A 19,408-nucleotide genomic window follows, 5' to 3' on the forward strand; every position below is an offset into this window, starting at 1 on the left:
CTTAATAAACTTTCTAAAATACACCTTACAGTCTCAAGAATTAAATTGCCTGTATTTTTTAGTGTTCTCCAGAACTTTCATTTTTCATAATAGTCTTATAAATAAGATTTATCAGTAAAGAGATTTTTATGAAAAAAGCTACTTTTCTTGCAACCTTTATTGCACTTACATTTTCAACCTCAACACTTGCTATACCAAATAAACCCGATCCTCTAGCCAATACCCCTTATTTTAATCAAACAGACAAGGGATTCGATCTTAAATTCACCCCAAAAAACTACCGCACTTTAGAGGTAAAAGTCGGGGATTCATCAGTTAAATTCCGTGCCTTTGAAAAGATTGTGTACGTGGCGAATCCTATCGAGCCTGATTATCAAACCTTAAATATTTATGTTCCGGAAGCTTATTTTAAGGGTAAAAAAATAAATGGTTATTCAGCTGAAACGGCGCCGATCTTTTTACCTAATGCAGTTGGTGGCTATATGCCGGCTAAAGCGGCAACCTATGATGCCAAAGGTTTTGGTAGTGGCGATAAACCAAATGCCATTGTGACCGCACTTTCTAAAGGTTATGTAGTGGCGAGCGTAGGCGCGCGCGGCCGTACTTTAGAAAAAGACGGGAAATACACCGGTAAAGCACCTGCAGCAATTATTGATTTGAAAGCTGCTGTTCGTTATTTGCATGCGAATGATAATGTGATGCCTGGTGATGCGAAGAAGATTATTTCTAACGGCACCAGTGCTGGAGGGGCATTATCTGCTTTACTGGGTGCAAGTGGTGATAGCAACGATTATATCGATTATTTAAAACAAGCCGGCGCGGCCGAGGCAAGTGATGCTATTTTTGCGGTATCGGCTTATTGCCCGATTACCAATTTAGAGAATGCGGATAGTGCTTATGAGTGGGAATTTAACGGTTTAAATGAATATAGCCGTATGGATATGAGCCGTTTAGATGCCAATAGCTATAATGACCGTTCACAGGTAGAAAAAGCTAAAATTGAAGGGACATTGTCTGCAGATGAAATCAAGGTTTCTGATCAACTTAAAGCGGCGTTTCCAGCTTACTTAAATAGCTTAAATTTAAAAGATGAAAAAGGTCATGCTTTGACATTAGATGCACAAGGAAATGGCTCTTTCAAAGATTATATGCGTTCAGTGATTGCTTCATCTGCAGATAAAGCCCATAAAAACGGTGCCTCTTTTGAGGGTAAACCTTGGGTGAAAGTCAGTAAAGATGGCGTAAGCGATATTGATTGGGATGGCTATGTTCACTCAGAAAAACGAATGAAATCGCCCCCTGCGTTTGACGCATTGAATTTGAGTTCTGGCGAGAATAATTTATTCGGTACGGAAACGGTAAATAATAAACATTTTACTGCATATTCACTGCAACACAGTACAGAGAAAGGTGAAATGGCAGATAAACAAATCGTGAAACTCATGAATGCCATGAATTATCTCGATCAGAGTAAAACGCAGCATTGGCGCATCCGTGCGGGAACATCAGATCGTGATACATCTCATGCGATTAGTGCGATCTTAGCAGTGAAATTACGCATGAATGGTAAGCAAGTTGACTATCAAACGCCTTGGGGTGTACCTCATTCAGGAGATTATGATCTCGATGAATTATTCCAATGGATTGATAGCATTTCAAAATAACTGAAAAACCAACCGCACTTTTAAATTATGGCTGACTAGATAAACGCTGTTTTGCTTCCTTATTGCCTAATTCAGCGGCTTTCTTCAGCCATTCCAATGATTTTTCAGGTTGGTTTTGTGAGCGATAAATATTACTTAACATCATCATTCCATCCGTATCTTTAGCTCGAGCTGTACGTTCAAAAAGCTTAATGGCTTGCTCTGTATTTTGTTTGACGTAATCGCCACGCAGATACATAACGCCAAGGTTATTTAGCCCTTTCACACTACCCTTCTCTGCCGCTTCGCTAAACCACCAATAAGCCTTTTCGTAGTCTCTCACCGTGCCACGCCCAAGGTTATATAACATACCTAGATTGCTTTGAGCGGTTATATTTCCTTCTAACGCCATCGGATACATAATATCGAAAACAGAGATCCATTGCTGTTTATTGGCAAAGTCTTGTGCCAAATTCATTCTTGCTTGATCATCCATTTTCGAACTCGCTGTGATATCAACGGTTTTCATTGCCCAAACAGGCAAACTAAAACAAAATAATACTGTATGAAAAAATAACTTCAGTTTCATTTATAAAGTTGCTATTAAAAGTAAAATAAAAAACACGGCAGTAATGGCAAATTCGGTTAGTCCAACTTGCATAACAGAGAGCTTTTTAGTGGGCAGATAAACCGCTCGCACTAACCCGGGAACAAAAGCTAATGCTAAAATAAATTGTTGCGAAACCACAAAAATCAGCACACATAATAAGTGAAAAATCACTGATGCCCAAAAATAACATGGATTTTTTCGCTCACGCATCATGGATTTCACATAAAGTGTTGTTCCAATAAAAAATAACGTTGGATAAATCGCCACCCAAAGTATTTTTTCATCAAAAGTGCGGTCAGAAAAGTAATAAGATCCCATTCCAGATAGAGCAAAAATTAAGATCCCCGCCAAGTCATTCCATAAGTTACGCTCATCTTTTTTCTTGGTGAAATAAATATTTACCGCGACAAACGGCAGCATGGCAAACATAAAATACAGCACTTGCCAATTATAAATTAACGCGGGAATCGCAAAAATCACAGCGGCAGCAAAATAAATCACAGACCATTTTTTGTATAACTCAAGATTTTTACCTTTAAACAAATTCAAAAAAGGATAAGTCATCAAATAAAGCGAAAACCATCCTAATAATAAAAATACGTGCGCCCATACAGGATTCGCAAGTAACATGCCGTAAATAAAAGGCACCAATGCCATAACAATAGCGCCATGCTGATTAGAGATAAGCAGTTTCATAATGATTAAATAATTGAGAATAATTATCGGGTATTCTAGCCTAGTAAAGAGGATTTTACAAAATGGTAAACGCTATTTAGAATAGAAAAAAATACCCCAAAGGAGAACCCTATGACAATTCAACGCATTTTACCCAGCACACGTTTAAGTGAAGTTTCAATTCATAACAACCTTGCCTATTTTGCAGGGCAAGTTCCAGAATTAACCATCGAGCAAAATGCCTACGAACAAACCAAAGAAGTATTAGGTTTAATTGATAAATTGTTAGCAGAAATTGGCTCCAATAAAAGCAACATTTTAACCGCACAAATTTTCTTGGTAGACATGCAAGATTATGCTCAATTCAATCAAGCTTGGGATGAATGGGTCGATCATGTTAGCCCACCAAGTCGAGCAACAGTCGAAGCTAAATTAGCGGATCCTCGTTGGAAAGTTGAAATTGTTATTATTGCAACTTGTTAGTTTTTAAGCCAAATAAACAGGAGAACATTATGGAAAATTGGACAAATGAAATTTGGGTAGCAATTGGTATCGCTTTTATTCTTGGATTATTTATTGGTTACATTATTGTGCGTTTAACCAAAGGATCCGTAAAACATCAAGCTAAGACAGAAGCTGAATTAAAAACAGCCAAAACCCAACTTGATACACAAAAAGCACAAATCGAAAAACATTTCGCAGAAAGTGCTGAGTTATTCAAAACCCTCATTAACGATTATCAAAAGCTTTATCGCCACTACGCAACCTCCTCCAATAATTTACTGGGCGAAAAAGATCACAAAGGTTTATTCACCCAACAGTTAATTACTGCAACAGATAAATCTCAAAATGAACAACCAAGAGATTATTCAGAGGGCGCATCAGGCTTATTTAAAGAAAATAAAGAAGAAAATTAAAAAGTGCGGCTAAAAATAGAAATGTTTTTAGCCGTTTTGATATAGGAACAATTTATTGTTCTCTTATACTACTCATAAAACCTAGATAAAACATAACCCCGCGATTAGTTTCGCGGGGTTATGAAAGGGTTAGATGGTGCAACTAGCTGGACTCGAACCAGTGACCCCCACCATGTCAAGGTGGTGCTCTAACCAACTGAGCTATAGTTGCACTGCATAAATCGTTTGGAATTATAGATATTTTTAATCTGAAAACAAGTATTTTTCTTAAAACTCGAGATAACTGACAAAAAAGTAAACAGTATTGCCTTAAATAACCGGGCTGTTTTTGATTTCCCCAATTTTTAAGCGTATAATGCGCACCGATTTTTCATCTGGCTAATATATAGCCAAGTAAAAATAGTATCTTTAAAATTTTGTAATTATTGACGGAGTAAATAATGTCTAGAAGACTAAGAAGAACGAAGATTGTATGTACTATGGGCCCATCAACTGACCGTGATAACAATCTTGAAAAAATTATCGCAGCGGGCGCAAACGTAGTTCGTATGAACTTCTCTCACGGTACACCTGATGACCATATTGAACGTGCTGAACGTGTACGTTCTATTGCGAAAAAATTAGGTAAAACTGTGGCAATCTTAGGTGATTTACAAGGTCCTAAAATTCGTGTTTCTACCTTTAAAGATGGTAAGATTTTCTTAAACATTGGTGACAAATTCATTCTTGATGCAGAGTTACCAAAAGGTGAAGGCACACAAGAATCTGTTGGTCTAGACTATAAAACCCTTCCACAAGATGTTGTTCCTGGCGATATTCTTTTATTAGATGATGGCCGTGTTCAATTAAAAGTATTATCAACTGATGGGGCGAAAGTTTTCACTGAAGTCACTGTTGGTGGTCCATTATCAAATAATAAAGGTATCAACAAATTAGGCGGTGGTTTATCTGCAGATGCCTTAACAGAAAAAGATAAAGCAGACATTATTACTGCTGCACGCATTGGCGTTGATTTCTTAGCTGTTTCTTTCCCTCGTTCAAGCGCTGACCTGAATTATGCACGTGAACTTGCACAACAAGCGGGTTTAAATGCAAAAATCGTTGCTAAAGTTGAACGTGCAGAAACAGTGGCTACTGATGAAGCGATGGACGATATTATTTTAGCATCTGATGTTATCATGGTTGCTCGTGGTGACTTAGGTGTAGAAATCGGCGATCCTGAATTAGTCGGCGTACAGAAAAAATTAATCCGTCGTTCACGTCAATTAAATCGTGCGGTAATTACAGCGACTCAAATGATGGAATCAATGATTAGCAACCCAATGCCAACTCGAGCTGAAGTAATGGACGTTGCAAACGCAGTATTAGATGGTACTGATGCTGTTATGCTTTCTGCAGAAACAGCAGCTGGTCAATATCCTTCTGAAACAGTAACCGCAATGGCTGGCGTATGTTTAGGGGCGGAAAAAATGCCAAGCATTAACGTTTCTCGTCACCGTATGGACAAACAATTCGAAAATATTGAAGAATCTGTTGCCATGTCTGCAATGTATGCTGCTAATCACATGAAAGGTGTTGCTGCTATCGTTACATTAACAAGCTCAGGCCGTACACCTTTATTAATGTCTCGTATTAGTTCTGGTTTACCAATCTTTGCATTATCTCGTCATCAAGAAACCTTAAATCTTTGTGCGTTATACCGCGGTGTAACTCCTGTTTTCTATGGTGAAGATAGCCGTACTGAAGCTGGTGCAAAAGCTGCACTACAATCATTAAAAGAAAAAGGTTATTTATCTGCAGGCGATTTAGTGCTTTTAACTCAAGGTGGACAAGGTGCGACAGAAACCAACGTATGTCGTACATTAATTGTTGAATAATCAACAATCTAGATACGTTAAAATGAAAGAGCGGTGGATTTTTCCACCGTTTTTTATTTCCTTTTTCCACCGCACTTTTCACTTAAACCTAATAGATATTTGCGGTATCATAAGCGACATTCTAGTATCAAAATAAGTCCTATGGCATCACAACCTCAAATCAAATCTTCTGACAAAAAAACGGCACAAATAAGTATTCCACCACATTCACTTGAGGCTGAACAAGCCGTATTGGGAGGCATCATGCTGAGCAATCAACATTGGGACGGCATTGCTGAACGTGTGATTGCTGACGATTTTTATACTTTTCAGCATCGTCTAATTTTTACAGAAATGGAACATCTCATGCGTAATCAATCACCTATTGATTTAATTACGCTAGATCAAGCCTTAAGAAGCCGAGGTGTAAGCGATGAAGTGGGTGGATTTGCCTATCTAGCAGAGCTTTCCAATAATACGCCGAATGCCATTAATATTTTGGCTTATGCGGATATTGTGAGAGAAAAAGCCATATTACGAGAACTTATTTCGGTAGGAAATCGCATTGCTGAAAATAGCTATTCTCCCAAAGGACAAGACATCAAGTTAATTCTTGATGAGGCTGAGCGTGAAGTCTTTGCGATTGCAGAAAAACGGACAACTTCTAGCGAGGGCCCACAAAATGTGATCAATGTGCTGGAAAGTACTATTGAAAAAATCGATATTTTGAGCAAACTTGAAAATCATTCAGGCGTAACAGGCATTACGACTGGTTTCACTGATCTTGATAAAAAAACGGCAGGTTTACAGCCTTCTGACTTAATTATCGTTGCGGCACGTCCGTCAATGGGTAAAACTACTTTCGCTATGAACCTTTGCGAAAATGCCGCAATGGCAAGTGAAAAACCTGTTTTAGTATTTAGTTTGGAAATGCCAGCAGAACAAATTATGATGCGTATGATCGCATCGCTTGCTCGCGTTGATCAAACTAAAATCCGAACAGGCCAGAATTTAGATGAAATCGAGTGGAACAAAATTGCTAGCGTAGTGGGAATGTTCAAGCAAAAAAATAATCTTTATATCGATGACTCTTCGGGCCTAACACCTACCGACGTTCGTTCTCGCGCACGCCGAGTTTATCGTGAAAATGGTGGATTAAGTATGATTATGGTGGATTATTTGCAATTAATGCGCGCCCCCGCATTTTCAGATAACCGAACACTAGAAATTGCAGAAATTTCTCGCTCCCTCAAGGCGCTAGCCAAAGAATTACAAGTGCCAGTCATCGCCCTTTCTCAGTTAAATCGTACTTTGGAACAACGTGCGGATAAACGCCCTGTAAACTCAGATTTACGTGAATCTGGCTCCATTGAACAAGATGCAGACTTAATTATGTTTATTTACCGAGATGAAGTCTATAACGATAACTCAGAAGATAAAGGTGTTGCAGAAATTATTATCGGTAAACAGCGTAACGGCCCGATTGGTCGAGTGCGGTTAAAATTTAATGGACAATTCTCACGCTTCGATAATCTCGCCGAACAACGTGAATATCATGATGATTATTAAGGAATAACAATGAATGTAAAACCGGCGACAGCGAAAATTAGCTCACACGCCTTAAAACAAAATTTAGAAATAATTAAACAAAAAGCACCAAATAGTAAAATAATCGCCGTGGTTAAAGCAAACGCCTATGGTCACGGAGTTGTGTTTGTCGCATCAACTTTAGAACAAAATGTTGATTGCTTTGGCGTGGCGCGTTTAGAAGAGGCTTTAGCATTACGCTCCAACGGTATTACTAAACCGATTTTATTGCTTGAAGGCTTTTTTAATGAACAGGATTTGCCCGTCTTAGCGGTCAATAATATCGAAACTATCGTACATAATCGTGAACAATTGGATGCACTAAAACGTGCGAATTTACCAAGCCCAATTAAAGTTTGGTTAAAAATAGACACAGGCATGCATCGTTTAGGTGTTGCATTAGATGAAGTGGATTTTTTCTATAATGAACTTAAAAAACTTCCATATATTCAACCGCACTTAGGCTTTGTCAGCCATTTTAGCCGCGCTGATGAATTAGAATCCAATTATACCCAACTTCAAATCAACCGCTTTTTATCCGCCACAAAAGATAAACAAGGTGAACGTACTATTGCTGCGTCAGGCGGCATTCTTTTCTGGCCTGAATCTCATCTGGAATGTATCCGCCCTGGTATTATTATGTATGGCATTTCACCAACTGATACCGTCGGTGCTGAGTTTGGTTTAACACCAGTGATGAATTTAACTTCATCATTGATTGCTGTTCGAAACCATAAACAAGGTGAGCCAGTTGGATACGGTGGCATTTGGACAAGTTCACATGATACAAAAATCGGCGTTGTGGCTATTGGTTATGGCGATGGATATCCTCGAGATGTTCCTGAAGGCACGCCTGTTTATTTGAGTGGTCGTATCGTGCCAATCGTTGGAAGGGTTTCAATGGATATGTTAACCGTTGATTTAGGACCTGATAGCCAAGATCAAGTAGGTGATGAAGTCATTCTATGGGGTAAGGAATTACCTATTGAAACCGTAGCTAAATTCACAGGAATTTTAAGCTATGAGCTAATTACAAAATTAACACCGCGTGTTATAACTGAATATGTTGATTAATCTGTTAATCACTGCATTTTCTGAAAAGAGGGATTCAGTCCCTCTCTAATAGAAATTCTAGAAAGTGCGGTTAAAATTTTGATTATTTTTAATGAAAGGAAATACAATGAAAAACATTAACCCGACTCACACCCATGCGTGGAAATCTCTCGAAACACATAAAGCTGAATTGTCAAACATCACCATCCAAGATTTATTTAAACAAGAAAAAAATCGTTTTGGCGATTATTCTTTAACATTCAATAACCAAATTCTTGTAGATTTTTCCAAAAACAACATCAATCAAACAACCCTTTCACATCTTCGCCAACTTGCTCAAGAATGCGCTCTTGATAGCGCAAAAGAAGCAATGTTTACTGGTGAAAAAATTAATCGTACTGAAAATCGGGCTGTACTACATACCGCACTTCGCAATCGTTCTAATACTCCAGTACTTGTTGATGGTAAAGATGTTATGCCTGAAGTCAATGCGGTGCTAGCTAAAATGAAAGATTTCTGTCAGCGTATTATTTCTGGTGAATGGAAAGGCTATACAGGCAAAGCGATTACTGATGTAGTGAATATTGGTATTGGTGGCTCTGATTTAGGCCCTTATATGGTAACCGAAGCGCTTCGCCCATATAAAAATCATCTAAATATGCACTTTGTTTCAAATGTCGATGGTACACATATTGCGGAAACCTTAAAAAAAGTCAATCCAGAAACGACGCTTTTCTTAGTTGCATCTAAAACTTTTACCACTCAAGAAACCATGACAAATGCGCAAAGTGCGCGTGATTGGTTACTGAAAGCAGCGAAAGATGAAAGTGCGGTTGCAAAACATTTTGCAGCATTATCAACCAATGCTAAAGATGTAGAAAAATTTGGTATTGATACCAATAACATGTTTGAATTTTGGGATTGGGTTGGCGGTCGTTACTCTTTATGGTCAGCTATTGGTCTTTCAATTGCACTATCAATTGGCTTTGAAAACTTTGAAGAGTTATTGAATGGCGCGCATGAAATGGATAAACATTTCCGCTCTGCTCCAATTGAAAGAAATATTCCAACCACTTTAGCATTAGTTGGTTTATGGAATACCAACTTCCTTGATGCCCAAACAGAAGCGATCTTACCTTATGATCAATATTTACATCGCTTTGCTGCCTACTTCCAACAAGGTAATATGGAATCAAATGGTAAATATGTGGATCGTGATGGCAATGTCATTAATCATTACCAAACTGGCCCGATTATTTGGGGAGAACCAGGTACAAATGGACAACATGCGTTCTATCAATTAATTCACCAAGGCACCACTTTAATTCCTTGTGATTTTATCGCACCAGCTCAAAGCCATAACCCATTGGCAGATCATCACAATAAATTACTTTCTAACTTCTTCGCACAAACAGAAGCATTAGCATTCGGAAAAACAAAAGAGGAAGTCGAGGCTGAATTTGTAAAAGCGGGTAAATCTTTAGATGATGTAAAAAATATTGTTCCATTTAAAGTATTCACTGGTAATAAGCCAACTAATTCGATTCTCGTTCAAAAAATCACGCCATTTACCTTAGGGGCATTAATTGCTATGTATGAACATAAAATCTTCGTACAAGGTGTGATTTTTAATATCTTTAGCTTCGATCAATGGGGTGTAGAATTAGGCAAACAACTTGCAAACAGAATTCTTCCTGAATTAACAGATTCTGAAAAAGTAGCAAGTCATGACAGTTCAACCAATGGGTTAATTAATCAATTTAAATCATGGCGTTAGTTTTTTAATATATAAATAATCTGCACTCTAATTACTGATAGATAATCAGATTTTTAAAGTGCAGATTAATAATTAAAATTTTAATTCATTTACTCTCTCTAATAGTACTCTCCCCAGAGGACTTGGATCGCCTATAAAAAGTGTATTCAATCTATTATTTTCGATAATATGTTGACGTAATTTAAGTCGTTCTCTATGGTTTTCTGCAAGACTAACAGCACAATCAATGTATCCATCTATAGTTTTAGCTATAAGCCATTCAGGTAAACCTAAACGTTTAAATAAACCTTCATCAATATGCTCATGTACTTCTATACCAGTTTTACAAACACCTACTAAGCCCAAAGTAACCATATCAATGATGCCATTGGTATTGCCAAATGGAAATGGATTTAACATCATATCGCATTGACCTAAAATATTGAGATATTGATGATAAGGCGCATGAGCATAAGCTGTTGCACTATCCCCTAAATAGCTCTCAATAAACCACTTAACATAGGGATGGGTGATACCTAAAGATTGACCTAAAGCAAAGTGAAAATGTATTTTTACTTTAGCTCTATCCCGAATCTCTCGTAGAGTCTCAAGAAATTTAGGGTTCATTTTCATTGTCGTTGCAGCAATACCAATATTGACAATCTCTGGATCTTCTCTAAGTAAATAGTCTACTTTTTCTGGCGCTAATGCTGATGGTACATAAGGTAATGAATCTTTTGGTAAACGTATTAAGGTTTCACTAAAACAATCTTCCGATCCCACATAATCATCCTCTACAATTACATATTCAATAAAATCAGAATATGTAGTTGCAGGGTGCCCTAGCGCAATCGCTTGAATTGGAGCAAGACGTGTATTACTTGCAAAAATGGTGATTAAATCCATCCCAATACTTGGCATATAAAACACTGCCGCACCATATTCTTCACATGTCCGACGAATAAACTCAAGATTCTTTAGAATACTATTCCCTTCAAGTTGAAAAAACTCATCAAATACATCACGCCCAGCTTTATCAACCTCTTTTCTCCCGATGCCAATTAAATAAAATCGTTCACGAGCGGCAATCATTGAAGTTGAATGAGTACGGTAAATTGAATGAGCTGAATTAAAATGCTCTAGTAATACAATCATTACTGGCTTATCATTATAACGCCCCAAAGAAATTATCTTACGATCTTCCCACCCCTGAGCTAATAAATGTCCCCGAATCACTTTATTTAAAGCTCGCTTTACATAGTGTTTATTACTTGCAAAATCATAACTACAATGCATATAAACATCATGAGAAATACCCGAAGGTAATTCATCTAAATTCTCAAACTCTGCTAATTTTTCAGGAAACCACTGTAAAATAGCAGCTCTCTTATTAAATGCCGTACTTGTTCCAATAAAACGAGGTGATTGCAATGCAAAACAAAGTGAAGCACAAAGCGCTTTGTTAATTTCCCAGAGTGCATTTAAATCTACATTAATATTTGATTCTGGCAAATATAAAATACAGAATTTTGCGAATGACGAAAAATCAGTCTTTAAACACATATCACCTTTAGGATCAGGATTAATATTATAAGTTCTTAAAATATGATCTGCATTAACATAAGGGGAGGTTGAAAAAATCATTGTCAACCAACGTTGTAAAGTAATAAAACGCAGTGCTCCACTTTCTGAAATATGTAAATCAGGATCTATAAATAAATTAGTTACTGCATTTGCAACGCGTGTACAAAAATACGTCAAATGTTTTTCCGATAAATCAGAAAGCTGTTTTGGATAATCGAATTGTATTCCTTCAATTCCACCAAAATTACAATCAAGTTTAGTTAAAATTTTTATAAGTTCTAAACAAGCTAGTTCATAATTTTTAGCTGAGATTTCTTGTTCTAAACGATTAACACTAGGTAGAATTTCTTCTGACATATATATCCTTCTTACATTAATCAATATTATGTTCTCGTTATATTTTTACCATTCTATTGAAATCTTAAGATGAAATAAATAAAAATTCATAGACTATAAAAATGCAGTACCCATTATAGTAATAAATTTTATTATTGAAAAATTGACTAATTGTAGATTAAATATATCTATAATGATTGATTGACCATTATAGCCTGTTTGATTAAATGTTACTAATATGTGATCTTGATCACATTTTTACACTCTTTCATTAGCATTATTTTCACTATTTTTCTATAATTAAGTCATAATTAAAGACTAAAGGAAAATTATGAAAACATTAAGTGAATTTATTGTAGAACGGCAAGCTGAATACCCTAATGCAAAAGGGGAGTTAAGTGGAATTTTATCGTCAATACGATTACTTGCTAAAATTATCCATCGTGATATCAATAAAGCGGGCCTAACTAATATCCTTGGACAATCAGGTATAGAAAATGTGCAAGGTGAAAGCCAAATGAAGCTAGATTTATTTGCACACAATACAATGAGAGCAGCCTTAATGGCACGAGAAGAAGTCGCGGGATTTGCATCAGAGGAAGAAGAAAGCTTTATCGCTTTCGATACAGAACGTGGTCGCAATGCAAAATATATTATATTGACAGATCCTCTTGATGGTTCATCTAATATTGATGTAAATGTATCTGTCGGAACAATTTTCTCTATTTATCGTAGAGTTTCACCAATTGGTACACCAGTAACATTAGAAGATTTCTTGCAACCTGGAAATAAACAAGTTGCTGCTGGTTATATTGTTTATGGTTCATCAACAATGTTAGTATATACCACTGGTAACGGAGTTAACGGATTTACCTATGATCCATCAATCGGCACATTTTGTCTTTCTCACGAAAATATGCAAATGCCAAAAGATGGACGTATTTATTCTATTAATGAGGGACAATATTTGAAATTTCCTCAAGGTGTAAAAAAATATATCAAATATTGTCAAGAAGAAGACAGAACCACTAACCGTCCTTATGCATCTCGCTACATTGGATCGCTTGTTGCTGATTTCCATCGCAACTTACTTAAAGGTGGAATTTATATTTACCCAAGTGCAACTAATTACCCGAATGGTAAGTTACGCCTACTTTATGAAGGTAATCCTATAGCCTTCTTAGCCGAACAAGCAGGAGGAATTGCGAGTGATGGTTATCGTAGAATTTTAGATATAAAACCAACTGCACTTCATGAACGAATCCCATTATTTGTCGGTTCAGAGAAAATGGTGAAAAAAGCGCAAGAAATGATGGAAGAATTTAAAGAAAATTAAGAGATCTTTCATCAAATCCTTTTTATTTCTTAATCTTAATATAAATGGGGGGAGGACATCCTCCCATATTATTTTCAACATCAGATGAGCTTGAATACAACTGATCTAGATAACAATATAATCTATTTTATGACTATCTTACTTACTAAATTTCTAAAAATAAATTATTTGTTTAGCTTAGTAAACAATATCAAATAGTAATAATACAGGAAATATGGCTGGGGTACTAGGATTCGAACCTAGGGATGCCGAGATCAAAACCCGGTGCCTTACCGCTTGGCGATACCCCAACAGAGAAATCTTTGATTAGATATAAAGAAGATTTATTTGATAGCATGGCTGGGGTACTAGGATTCGAACCTAGGGATGCCGAGATCAAAACCCGGTGCCTTACCGCTTGGCGATACCCCAACTACTATTTGACTTACAAAGCGATAAATGGTGCGGGACGAGGGACTTGAACCCACACACCTCTCGGCGCCAGAACCTAAATCTGGTGCGTCTACCAATTTCGCCAGTCCCGCAAATCTGGTGGCTACAGCGAGATTCGAACTTGCGACCCCAACATTATGAGTGTTGTGCTCTAACCAACTGAGCTATGTAGCCATTACCTTAATTTGCCTAACCATATCGGCTTTGCGGGGCGTATTATGCTGATTTTAAGAGACCTCGTCAAATACTTTTTTGAAAAAATTTGTGTTTATATGTTTATTTGATTATTAAAAAAACACTTTACTTGTTTTTTACACGTTTGCAGTTTGCATTGTAAGCATTCCTATTCTATGTCTCCAACTTTTTATTTTTCACATTCATATATAAATTTTATTTATATTATGATTAAAAAAATGGCATTTTTTCATTTGTCAATAAAATCTATTTGACAAAAAATGCCTAAATCGTTATTTCTATACCAACTATTCTAAAAAATCACAACATCTCAGGAGCATCTTATGTCCCATCTCTCAGTCGCCAAATTTGGCGGAACATCTGTAGCCAACCACGCCGCAATGACAGCTTGCGCCAAAATTGTCATCGCTGATCCAAATACACGCGTAGTCGCGCTTTCTGCATCAGCTGGCGTGACGAATTTATTAGTCGCTTTAGCAAATGGTGTAGAAGCGACAGAACGTGAAAAATTAATTGGTGAAATCCGTCAAATTCAAGAGAATATTTTGAATGAATTAAAAGACGACAGCCGAGTTCGTCCGATTATTGAAAAATATCTTGAAAATATTACCGCACTTTCCGAAGCAGCTAGCCTTGCAACCTCTCCCGCATTAACTGATGAACTCATCAGTCACGGAGAAATGATGTCAACTCAAATCTTTATTGAGATTTTACGTGAACAAAACGCATCGGGCACTTGGGTTGATGTCCGTACGATTGTTGCAACCAATAACCATTTTGGTAAAGCTGCACCAAATGATGAACAAACTCAATCAAACAGTGATAGCATTTTAAAACCATTAATAGACCGCGGCGAATTAGTCATCACCCAAGGTTTTATCGGACGTGAACCAAGCGGTAAAACAACCACATTAGGCCGTGGCGGTAGCGACTACTCTGCTGCCTTGTTAGCCGAAGTATTAAATGCAAAAGACGTTTTAATTTGGACTGATGTTGCTGGTATTTACACAACCGATCCACGCATTGTTCCAGCTGCACAACGTATCGACACAATGAGCTTTGCTGAAGCAGCTGAAATGGCAACCTTTGGCGCAAAAGTGCTACATCCAGCCACATTACTCCCTGCAGTACGCAGCAATATCCCCGTTTATGTAGGTTCAAGCAAAGCCCCTGAAGCGGGCGGAACTTGGGTCACTCGCGATCCTCAACCACGTCCAACTTTCCGTGCAATTGCGCTACGCCGAGATCAAACCTTACTTACGCTTTCCAGCTTAAGTATGCTGCATGCACAAGGTTTCTTAGCGAATGTATTTAACATTTTGGCTAAACACAAAATTTCTGTGGATACTATCACCACATCAGAAGTGAGCGTTGCATTGACATTGGATAAAACAGGCTCCGCATCTTCAGGGGCAGAATTACTTTCAACCGAATTGTTAGATGAACTTCGTCAATATTGTTCAGTGAAAGTCGATACTGGATTATCATTAGTTGCATTAATCGGCAATAATTTACATACTGCAACAGGTGTAGCAAAAGGAATTTTTGATACTCTTGAGCCTTATAATGTAAGAATGATTAGCTATGGTGCAAGCACCAATAATATTTGTATGCTCGTGCAAAGTGAACATGCTGACGAAGTCGTTCGTTCATTACACAAATCCTTATTTGAATAAAGTCTAACCCCAAAGTGCGGTGAAAAATCACCGCACTTTTTCTTTTATATCATTGAGATTAAAGCCGAAAAAGAGTAAAGTAAACGGCTGTTCATTTGACTAATTTAACCGAATAAAAGGCGGAAATTATGGGAAAAAGTGTTGTTATCTTAGGCGCTCAATGGGGCGATGAAGGTAAAGGGAAAATCGTCGATCTTCTAACGGATCGCGTAAAATACGTAGTTCGTTACCAAGGCGGTCACAACGCAGGCCACACACTTATCATCAATGGAGAGAAAACCGTATTACGTTTAATTCCATCTGGTATGTTACATCCAAACGTAACTTGCTTAATTGGTAATGGCGTTGTTGTTTCACCTGAAGCATTAATGAAAGAAATGGGTGAACTTGAAAGCCGTGGTATTAAAGTTCGTGAACGTTTATTAATTTCTGAAGCTTGTCCTTTAATCTTGCCTTATCATGTGGCGATGGATCACGCCCGTGAAGCAGCACTCGGCAAAAAAGCTATCGGTACAACTGGTCGTGGTATTGGCCCAGCTTATGAAGATAAAGTAGCTCGTCGTGGTTTACGCGTAGGCGATTTATTTAATAAAGAAGCCTTTGCCGAAAAACTCAAAAATATCCTTGAATACTATAATTTCCAATTGGTGAACTACTACAAAGTTGAACCTGTTGATTATCAAAAAACCTTAGATGATGTAATGGCAATTGCCGATGTAATCACTGGTATGGTGGCAGATATCACTACAATTCTTGATACTGCACGCAAAAATGGTGAGCACATTTTATTTGAAGGTGCACAAGGCACCATGTTAGATATCGACCACGGTACTTATCCGTATGTAACCAGCTCAAACACAACGGCTGGTGGTGTTGCAACTGGCTCTGGTTTTGGCCCGCGTAACTTAGACTATGTACTTGGTATCATCAAGGCTTACTGTACTCGTGTAGGTGGAGGCCCATTCACAACGGAATTATTTGATGATGTGGGTGCTGAAATTGCGCGTAAAGGTAACGAATTTGGTGCAGTAACAGGCCGTCCACGTCGTTGTGGTTGGTTCGATGCCGTCGCCATTCGCCGTGCAATCCAACTTAACTCTATTTCTGGCTTCTGCATGACCAAACTGGACGTATTAGATGGTTTTGATGAAGTAAAAATCTGTGTTGCATACAAAATGCCAAATGGTGAAATCGTTGAATATGCACCATTAGCAGCAAAAGATTGGGAAGGTGTAGAACCAATTTATGAAACATTACCGGGTTGGAAAGAAAATACTTTCCGCATCACGGATGTAAATAAATTACCACAAAACTGCATTAACTATATTAAACGTATTGAAGAAGTAACTGGGGTGCCAATTGATATTCTTTCAACAGGTCCTGATCGTGTAGAAACCATGATTTTACGTGATCCATTTGCAGAATAATGAAAATGGCGAATGTAAATACTTTATTTACATTCGCCTTTATTATTTTAAATATAAATACTCTTATGTAAAAAATGAACTAAATATTCATTTCTTTCTATACTACATAATACGACGAGATTGTGTATAAACTCTCGCCCAATAATCTTCATCAAGAGAACTAATAGTCACTCCCTGGCTTGTACTTGCATGCATAAATTGGTTGTTACCAATATAAACACCGACATGGTTATTTTTACGGAAGAAAACTAAATCACCTTTTTTCAACTCTGATTTACTAATTTGTTTACCCAAATAACGTTGTTCAGCCGTAGAACGAGGCAACTCAATGCCAAATGCTTCAGAAAAAGTCGTTTGCATAAATGCAGAACAATCAATACCACGTTTAGTTGTACCGCCCATACGATAAGCGGTTCCCACCCATTCATTATACACACCAGCTAAAGCCTTATCACCCATCAATGCAGATGAACGGTTTGTTCTCACTTTATGGAAAATCCCTGAACGATTACCTTTTTCTAAATTACTAATCAAACCCGTTAATTGAGCATCATCACTTTCAGAAATAGCCTGATGATTTGCCGTTCGAGGGCCATTAGAACAAGCGGTTGCGAGTGTCGCTAAACCAATAATAACTAAAATTCTTTTTAACATAATTTAAAATAATTAAAAGATATAAAATAAAATTCTGCCCGAGACTATCAAAATTTGAATAAGATTGCCAGTAAAAATCCAATTTTAATGGAATTTTTGTGATCTTTTGCACAATTTTGGTTTAATTTGTACCACCAACGGTAATTTCATCAATTTTTAGTGCGGGCTGTCCAACGCCGACGGGCACACTTTGCCCCTCTTTACCACAAACCCCGATACCTAAATCAAGTTCTGATTTATCTGCAACCATAGAAATTTTTTGCATCACTTCAATGCCACTACCGATTAAAGTTGCGCCCTTAACTGGTTTCGTAATTTTTCCTTTTTCAATTAAATAAGCTTCTGAAGTGGAAAATACAAATTTACCAGACGTAATATCCACTTGCCCACCACCAAAGTGCGGTGCATAAATCCCTCGTTCTACAGAAGCAATCAAATCATCAAACTGACTTTGTCCAGCAAGCATATAGGTGTTAGTCATTCTAGGCATTGGTAAATGGGCATAAGACTCACGTCGTCCATTCCCTGTTGGTGCGACGCCCATCAAACGAGCATTCATTTTATCTTGCATATAACCTTGCAAGATCCCATCTTTGATGAGTACATTGCACTGGCTTGGCACACCTTCATCATCAATAGTTAATGAACCTCGACGATTTTCAATCGTACCATCATCCACGATCGTACATAACGGTGAAGTCACTTGTTCCCCAATCTTGCCTGTGAAAAGTGAACTTTCTTTACGGTTAAAATCCCCTTCTAAACCGTGCCCTACCGCCTCGTGTAACAACACACCAGGCCAACCAGCACCTAATACAACAGGCATTAATCCAGCTGGTGCTGCAACTGCGCTAAGATTTACTAAAGCTTGACGAACCGCTTCTTTAGCAAATCGTACTGCTCTAATATCGCCATCAATCACTTCAAAGAACCAATCTAAACCGAAACGCCCACCAGAACCACAACTGCCTCGTTCACGTTTGCCATTTTCTTCTACTAACACAGAAATAGATAAGCGAACTAAAGGACGAATATCTGCGGCTAGCGTACCATCCGTCGCCATGACTAATACTTCTTCATAAACGGAACTAAGACTTGCTGATACGCGGGTTACGCGATGGTCTTCTGCGCGTGCTGTACGATCAACCAAATGTAATAGCTCAATTTTTTTCTCTTTAGTCAAACTTTCCAAAGGATTAATCGCCGCATAACGAGCAATAGGATTTACAACATTAAAAGCAGATGGCAAAATCAAATTCCCCTGTTTTACTTGCGCAATCCCTTTTACCGCCTCCGCACATTGCTGCAAAGAGGCGAGATTAATTTGATCAGCATAAGCAAAACCTGTTTTCTCACCAGAAACAGCCCGCACGCCAACACCACGATCAATATGAAAACCACCTTCTTTTATAATACCATCTTCCAATACCCAACTTTCATCTTGGCTAAGTTGAAAATACAAATCAGCATAGTCAATATTACGATGCGACATCATATCGAAAATATTGAGCAATGCTTTAGTTGAAAGATTACTTGGTGTCAGTAATGTATTTGAAACTTGGTTTAACATATTTTTTCCAGTCTAAAAGTAAATATCTTGTAAGAGCTTGTGTCCGTTTAGTGCAACAGCACAGATTAAAATCGGATGAATAAAATGCGGTTGATTTTGAG

15 protein-coding genes and 5 tRNA genes are annotated in these 19,408 nt (G+C 37.6%); 10 read left to right on the top strand and 10 right to left on the bottom strand.

What is annotated here, in order from left to right; translation table 11 throughout:
- Positions 1-128 precede the first annotated feature (128 nt).
- Positions 129-1,664 (top strand): subtype B tannase, encoded by a 1,536-nt coding sequence (locus tag C3V42_RS00810; protein WP_106013318.1) that lies wholly within the window; start codon positions 129-131, stop codon positions 1,662-1,664.
- 25 nt (positions 1,665-1,689) lie between these two features.
- On the opposite strand, the gene C3V42_RS00815 is transcribed toward C3V42_RS00810, so the two are convergent.
- A complete protein-coding gene (locus C3V42_RS00815; protein ID WP_106013319.1) occupies positions 1,690-2,232 on the bottom strand; it encodes a tetratricopeptide repeat protein in 543 nt (180 codons plus the stop codon).
- Positions 2,233-2,949, bottom strand: a complete 717-nt coding sequence (locus C3V42_RS00820; protein ID WP_106013320.1) for a YwiC-like family protein — start codon at positions 2,947-2,949, stop codon at positions 2,233-2,235.
- 111 nt (positions 2,950-3,060) lie between these two features.
- Between C3V42_RS00820 and C3V42_RS00825 the strand changes: the two genes are divergently transcribed.
- Complete coding sequence (locus C3V42_RS00825) at positions 3,061-3,411, top strand: RidA family protein (RefSeq protein WP_106013321.1); 351 nt, start codon at positions 3,061-3,063, stop codon at positions 3,409-3,411.
- 29 nt (positions 3,412-3,440) lie between these two features.
- Complete coding sequence (locus tag C3V42_RS00830) at positions 3,441-3,845, top strand: YhcB family protein (protein WP_106013322.1); 405 nt, start codon at positions 3,441-3,443, stop codon at positions 3,843-3,845.
- Positions 3,846-3,979: 134 nt separating this feature from the next.
- Here C3V42_RS00830 and C3V42_RS00835 read toward each other — a convergent pair.
- Positions 3,980-4,056 (bottom strand) — tRNA-Val (locus C3V42_RS00835).
- Between the two features lie 229 nt (positions 4,057-4,285).
- Between C3V42_RS00835 and pyk the strand changes: the two genes are divergently transcribed.
- The 4 genes from pyk (at position 4,286) to pgi (ending at position 10,118) form a co-directional block, all read left to right on the top strand.
- On the top strand, positions 4,286-5,722 hold the full coding sequence (pyk, locus tag C3V42_RS00840) for a pyruvate kinase (protein ID WP_106013323.1): 1,437 nt from the start codon (positions 4,286-4,288) through the stop codon (positions 5,720-5,722).
- A gap of 141 nt (positions 5,723-5,863) precedes the next feature.
- The gene (locus C3V42_RS00845; RefSeq protein ID WP_164994202.1) at positions 5,864-7,270 is read left to right on the top strand and encodes a replicative DNA helicase; all 1,407 of its coding nucleotides are present in this window, start codon (positions 5,864-5,866) and stop codon (positions 7,268-7,270) included.
- 9 nt (positions 7,271-7,279) lie between these two features.
- Positions 7,280-8,362, top strand: coding sequence for an alanine racemase (gene alr / locus C3V42_RS00850; protein WP_106013325.1), 1,083 nt, complete (start codon positions 7,280-7,282; stop codon positions 8,360-8,362).
- 106 nt (positions 8,363-8,468) lie between these two features.
- Positions 8,469-10,118 carry a glucose-6-phosphate isomerase gene (pgi, locus tag C3V42_RS00855; RefSeq protein WP_106013326.1) on the top strand — a complete coding sequence of 550 codons (1,650 nt, stop codon included), beginning with the start codon at positions 8,469-8,471 and terminating at the stop codon, positions 10,116-10,118.
- Between the two features lie 72 nt (positions 10,119-10,190).
- Here the strand turns inward: pgi and C3V42_RS00860 are convergent, their stop codons facing one another.
- Positions 10,191-12,038 (bottom strand): adhesin, encoded by a 1,848-nt coding sequence (locus C3V42_RS00860; protein WP_106013327.1) that lies wholly within the window; start codon positions 12,036-12,038, stop codon positions 10,191-10,193.
- A gap of 310 nt (positions 12,039-12,348) precedes the next feature.
- Here C3V42_RS00860 and fbp point away from each other — a divergent pair, with 310 nt between their 5' ends.
- Positions 12,349-13,353, top strand: coding sequence for a class 1 fructose-bisphosphatase (gene fbp / locus C3V42_RS00865; RefSeq protein WP_048954010.1), 1,005 nt, complete (start codon positions 12,349-12,351; stop codon positions 13,351-13,353).
- 215 nt (positions 13,354-13,568) lie between these two features.
- Here the strand turns inward: fbp and C3V42_RS00870 are convergent.
- The 4 genes from C3V42_RS00870 to C3V42_RS00885 form a co-directional block, all read right to left on the bottom strand.
- Positions 13,569-13,643, bottom strand: a tRNA-Gln gene (locus tag C3V42_RS00870).
- Between the two features lie 46 nt (positions 13,644-13,689).
- A tRNA-Gln gene (locus C3V42_RS00875) sits at positions 13,690-13,764 on the bottom strand.
- Positions 13,765-13,792: 28 nt separating this feature from the next.
- A tRNA-Leu gene (locus C3V42_RS00880) sits at positions 13,793-13,877 on the bottom strand.
- Between the two features lie 5 nt (positions 13,878-13,882).
- A tRNA-Met gene (locus C3V42_RS00885) sits at positions 13,883-13,959 on the bottom strand.
- 344 nt (positions 13,960-14,303) lie between these two features.
- Here C3V42_RS00885 and lysC point away from each other — a divergent pair.
- Together lysC and purA are read left to right on the top strand one after the other, a co-directional pair.
- Entirely contained in the window at positions 14,304-15,656 is a 1,353-nt protein-coding gene (gene lysC, locus C3V42_RS00890; protein ID WP_106013328.1) for a lysine-sensitive aspartokinase 3, read from the top strand.
- A gap of 128 nt (positions 15,657-15,784) precedes the next feature.
- Positions 15,785-17,083, top strand: coding sequence for an adenylosuccinate synthase (gene purA, locus C3V42_RS00895; RefSeq protein WP_106013329.1), 1,299 nt, complete (start codon positions 15,785-15,787; stop codon positions 17,081-17,083).
- Between the two features lie 102 nt (positions 17,084-17,185).
- On the opposite strand, the gene C3V42_RS00900 is transcribed toward purA, so the two are convergent.
- Positions 17,186-17,737 (bottom strand): NlpC/P60 family protein, encoded by a 552-nt coding sequence (locus C3V42_RS00900; RefSeq protein WP_048954013.1) that lies wholly within the window; start codon positions 17,735-17,737, stop codon positions 17,186-17,188.
- 121 nt (positions 17,738-17,858) lie between these two features.
- The gene (gene tldD / locus C3V42_RS00905) at positions 17,859-19,307 is read right to left on the bottom strand and encodes a metalloprotease TldD (RefSeq protein WP_106013330.1); all 1,449 of its coding nucleotides are present in this window, start codon (positions 19,305-19,307) and stop codon (positions 17,859-17,861) included.
- Positions 19,308-19,408 lie beyond the last annotated feature (101 nt).

This window comes from Haemophilus sp. oral taxon 036 (genome assembly GCF_002998595.1).
In the GTDB taxonomy this organism is placed as follows: Bacteria; Pseudomonadota; Gammaproteobacteria; order Enterobacterales; family Pasteurellaceae; genus Haemophilus; species Haemophilus haemolyticus_K.

Bases quoted from the DNA above. Each gene is read 5' to 3' on its own strand.
- C3V42_RS00810 (WP_106013318.1), top strand. From the start codon at position 129: ATGAAAAAAGCTACTTTTCTTGCAACCTTTATTGCACTTACATTTTCA.
- C3V42_RS00815 (WP_106013319.1), bottom strand. From the start codon at position 2,232: ATGAAACTGAAGTTATTTTTTCATACAGTATTATTTTGTTTTAGTTTG.
- C3V42_RS00820 (WP_106013320.1), bottom strand. From the start codon at position 2,949: ATGAAACTGCTTATCTCTAATCAGCATGGCGCTATTGTTATGGCATTG.
- C3V42_RS00825 (WP_106013321.1), top strand. From the start codon at position 3,061: ATGACAATTCAACGCATTTTACCCAGCACACGTTTAAGTGAAGTTTCA.
- C3V42_RS00830 (WP_106013322.1), top strand. From the start codon at position 3,441: ATGGAAAATTGGACAAATGAAATTTGGGTAGCAATTGGTATCGCTTTT.
- pyk (WP_106013323.1), top strand. From the start codon at position 4,286: ATGTCTAGAAGACTAAGAAGAACGAAGATTGTATGTACTATGGGCCCA.
- C3V42_RS00845 (WP_164994202.1), top strand. From the start codon at position 5,864: ATGGCATCACAACCTCAAATCAAATCTTCTGACAAAAAAACGGCACAA.
- alr (WP_106013325.1), top strand. From the start codon at position 7,280: ATGAATGTAAAACCGGCGACAGCGAAAATTAGCTCACACGCCTTAAAA.
- pgi (WP_106013326.1), top strand. From the start codon at position 8,469: ATGAAAAACATTAACCCGACTCACACCCATGCGTGGAAATCTCTCGAA.
- C3V42_RS00860 (WP_106013327.1), bottom strand. From the start codon at position 12,038: ATGTCAGAAGAAATTCTACCTAGTGTTAATCGTTTAGAACAAGAAATC.
- fbp (WP_048954010.1), top strand. From the start codon at position 12,349: ATGAAAACATTAAGTGAATTTATTGTAGAACGGCAAGCTGAATACCCT.
- lysC (WP_106013328.1), top strand. From the start codon at position 14,304: ATGTCCCATCTCTCAGTCGCCAAATTTGGCGGAACATCTGTAGCCAAC.
- purA (WP_106013329.1), top strand. From the start codon at position 15,785: ATGGGAAAAAGTGTTGTTATCTTAGGCGCTCAATGGGGCGATGAAGGT.
- C3V42_RS00900 (WP_048954013.1), bottom strand. From the start codon at position 17,737: ATGTTAAAAAGAATTTTAGTTATTATTGGTTTAGCGACACTCGCAACC.
- tldD (WP_106013330.1), bottom strand. From the start codon at position 19,307: ATGTTAAACCAAGTTTCAAATACATTACTGACACCAAGTAATCTTTCA.